The organism is Pseudodesulfovibrio karagichevae (genome assembly GCF_041414475.1).
GTDB classification, from domain to species: Bacteria; Desulfobacterota; Desulfovibrionia; order Desulfovibrionales; family Desulfovibrionaceae; genus Pseudodesulfovibrio; species Pseudodesulfovibrio karagichevae.
Genome location: NZ_JBGLYH010000121.1, coordinates 1 through 3,217, shown reverse-complemented (window position 1 = coordinate 3,217; position 3,217 = coordinate 1). Strand labels below are relative to the sequence as shown.

4 protein-coding genes are annotated in these 3,217 nt (G+C 62.9%); 2 read left to right on the top strand and 2 right to left on the bottom strand.

From position 1 onward, the window contains the following. Positions 1-241 precede the first annotated feature (241 nt). Complete coding sequence (locus tag AB6M95_RS19565) at positions 242-889, bottom strand: lysophospholipid acyltransferase family protein (RefSeq protein WP_371388423.1); 648 nt, start codon at positions 887-889, stop codon at positions 242-244. A gap of 165 nt (positions 890-1,054) precedes the next feature. Between AB6M95_RS19565 and yedF the strand changes: the two genes are divergently transcribed. Next, positions 1,055-1,669: a sulfurtransferase-like selenium metabolism protein YedF gene (yedF, locus tag AB6M95_RS19560; protein ID WP_371388422.1), complete on the top strand. Its 615-nt coding sequence runs from the start codon at positions 1,055-1,057 to the stop codon at positions 1,667-1,669. A 10-nt stretch (positions 1,670-1,679) separates the two neighbouring features. After that, the gene (locus tag AB6M95_RS19555) at positions 1,680-2,435 is read left to right on the top strand and encodes a pseudouridine synthase (protein ID WP_371388421.1); all 756 of its coding nucleotides are present in this window, start codon (positions 1,680-1,682) and stop codon (positions 2,433-2,435) included. Here AB6M95_RS19555 and lolA read toward each other — a convergent pair. Further along, a complete protein-coding gene (lolA, locus tag AB6M95_RS19550; protein ID WP_371388420.1) occupies positions 2,432-3,124 on the bottom strand; it encodes an outer membrane lipoprotein periplasmic chaperone LolA in 693 nt (230 codons plus the stop codon). The two genes, AB6M95_RS19555 and lolA, sit on opposite strands and share 4 nt — an antisense overlap. Positions 3,125-3,217: the final 93 nt, after the last annotated feature.

The window sequence follows — 3,217 nt, the reverse complement described above, 5'->3', positions numbered from 1 at the left end:
ATCGGTATTTTGGAAAATGGCAACGGCGACCTGAACGTCTACGCCGGTTCGGTCCTGCTCGGCGTCCTGCCCGCCACCGGTTCCGGGGGCCTGATCAGGCCCCCGGAACCGGTGGACGAACAATAAAAGTGTTACCCATGTACCCGGGCAGAAGTGTTACCCATGTTTCCGGTTGCACAGGGAAGCCCTTTTCAAAGGGTTCCCTTTCCCCCTTCCCCCGGCCGCCGGAGGCCCCCCCGCCCTACTTCGGCCCGAGGGCGAGCATGCGGGCTTCGAGGCGGGCGGTTTCGCGTTCAAGGACCTCTTTGGTCAGCTTCTCAGTCGTCACGGCCATGGGCTCGCCGACGTAGACCGGACAGCGGGTGAACGGGAAAGGCAGGACGAAATGGTCCCAGGACTTGTCGAAGACCTTCTTGCGGACGGGATAGGCCCGAATGGGAACGATCTTGGCTCCGGCCCGCTGGGCGAGAAAGATGATGCCTTCCTTGGGCTTGTGGCGAGGCCCCTTAGGGCCGTCAACAGTGAAGACGGCCATGCGGTTCTCCCTTTCCATGATGCGCTTGGCCTGGAGCAGGGCCCGGACCCCGCCGCTGGTGCTCGAACCGCGCACCGTGGTATGGCCGATGCGCTCCAACACCCGGGCGATCACCTCGCCGTCCTTGGACTGGCTGACGAAGGTCACCACCTTGGAGGTCAAGGTATGCCCGAAGGCGGTCGCCGGAAATATTTCGCCGTGCCACAAGGCGAGGATCGTGGGCTCCCCGCGCTCGTTCCGGGCAACGAAATCGGTATTGCCTTCGGCAGGCTCGAATCGGATGGTCCGCACCCACAAGTTGAACAGCCAGGCGAGGAGGGGCGCGAATGCGGCCGGATCAATCGGTATTTTCATGTTGTGACGCTCGATTTCGGATTTTCCTTTCTCTACCGGCTCGCGGGCCGAAGGGCAAGCGCCGATGGACATTGAGGCAATCTCTCGATTATGTGTTTTCAATGTAGCTTATCAATTTGACCATCGTGCGCATTCTGGGCAGCATTCCAGAATCAAGGAGTAGATATGACTGACATTTCCCTCGATTGCAAAGGACTCCCCTGCCCCCAGCCCGTGCTCCGCTGCAAGGAGGCCGTGGAAAAGGACGGCCCGGCCCAACTGGTGGTCATCGTGGACAATGAAGCGGCCAAGGAAAACGTCTCCCGTTTCCTGACCATGCAGGGCTACGCCGTGCGGACCGAGCAGTCCGGCCCGGACTTCATCGTCACCGGCCTGCGCGAGAACGGGGCCGAGTGCGAGGAATGCGCGGTCATGACCGAGGCCGAGCCGCAAAACGTGGACAAGGGCAAAATCCTGGTCTTCGTGCCTGCGGACATCATCGGCTCGGGCGACGACACGCTCGGCGGCAACCTGATGTACAATTTCATGGTCACCCTCAAGGAGCTGGGCGACGAGCTGTGGCGCATCATCCTGGTCAACGGCGGCGTGAAGCTGGCCGTGCCCGGCAACCGCTGCCTGGAGGAGCTCCAGAAGCTCGAGGCGAGCGGCGTGTCCATCCTGGTCTGCGGCACCTGCCTGGAGTTCTTCGGCCTGACCGACAAGCGCGCCGTGGGCGACGTGACCAACATGCTCGACGTGGTCACCAGCTTCCAGCTTGCCACCAAGACCATTCGGGTCTAGAAGACGGGGCATGCCCAACGCCCCTTCCGATACCATACGACTGAACAAATTCATCGCCCAGTGTGGCGTCGCGTCCCGGCGCGGCGCCGACGACATGGTCTTTGCCGGCCGGGTGACCGTCAACGGCGAGACCGCCGACTCCCCCGGCGCCCAGATCGACCCGGCGGCCGACAAGGTGGCGGTAGACGGGAAAATCATCGGCGCGCAGGCAAGCGCGGGCGAACTGACCCTCATGCTGCACAAGCCGGTGGAGACCGTGACCACAGCCAGCGACCCGCAGGGCCGCAAGACCGTGCTTGATCTCCTGCCCCCCGAAATCCGCAGGAAACGCCCCTTCCCGGTGGGCAGGCTGGACTTCTTTTCCGAAGGATTGCTCCTGCTGACCACGGACGGCGACCTCTGCTACCGGCTGACCCACCCCAAATATCACCTGCCCAAGGTTTATGTCGTGACCATCCGTGGTTCGGTGCCGCAGAAAGCGGTCCAGGCCATGCGCAACGGCATGACCCTCCAGGGCGGCGACAAGCTCGCCCCGGCCAAGGTACGCCTGGAGAAACCCATTGCCGGAACGCAACAGCTTGAAATCACGCTCATTCAGGGAGTGAATCGGCAGATTCGCCGGATGTGCGACGAGTTCGGGCTGACCATCCTGCGCCTCAGGCGCGTGCGCCAGGGGCCGGTGGCCCTGGGCAACCTCAAGCCCGGCGCGTGGCGCGAACTGACCGCCGAGGAGACGGCGGCCCTGAAGAAAGAGGTTGGACTCTAGAACCCCTGGGTGTTGTCCTCCACCTGCGTGCCCTTGGGCGGGGTGAAGGTGAACATGTCCGGAGCCAGCTTCACGTCGGTCTCCACGCCGGACAGCTTGACCTCGTTCCCGTTGCCGTAGAAATCCACGATCATGACCTGCCTGAGCAGGCCGGTGGCGGGCTCCACGCCGACAAAGGCCAGGACCATGCCCGGCTCGGCCTCCTTGGGCACCAGCTGCAACACGGTCAGTTCCTTGCCCCACTTGGCCCGGACCTCGTCCGCGCCCGGCCACTCGGTCTTGACCACAAAGTCTTCCTTGATGTTGGCTTGGCCCGAGAGGAAGCGCAGGATCGTCTTGGAATCCAGCAGCGCCGCCACCCCGTACTTGATGGCCAGCTCCTCGTCGGGGATGTAGTCCCAGGCGAACTTGGGCCCGACCACCAGCAGTTCCTTTTCCGGGGCCGTGGTCTCCCAGCGGACCTGGGAGGGCTGGCGGAACCAGATCTTGCCCTCGCGCTTCTCCACCTCGCCGCTGGACACGTTGGTCAGCTCCTGAGTGAAGTCCGCCCGAAATGTTTTAAGGGTCTCGTATCGCTTCTGAATCAGGTCCGGCAGATCCTGCGCCGGGATGGACTCGGCGGCCCCGGCAAAGGCCGGGAGCAGCAGGAAGGAAACCATGGCGAAAACGGCAACGGATAGTCTAGACATATTACTTACTCCAATTATTCCGGCTTGATGACCTTACGCGGTTTGCTCCCATCCTGGGGGCCGAGGATGCCGTCCATTTCCATCTGTTCAATG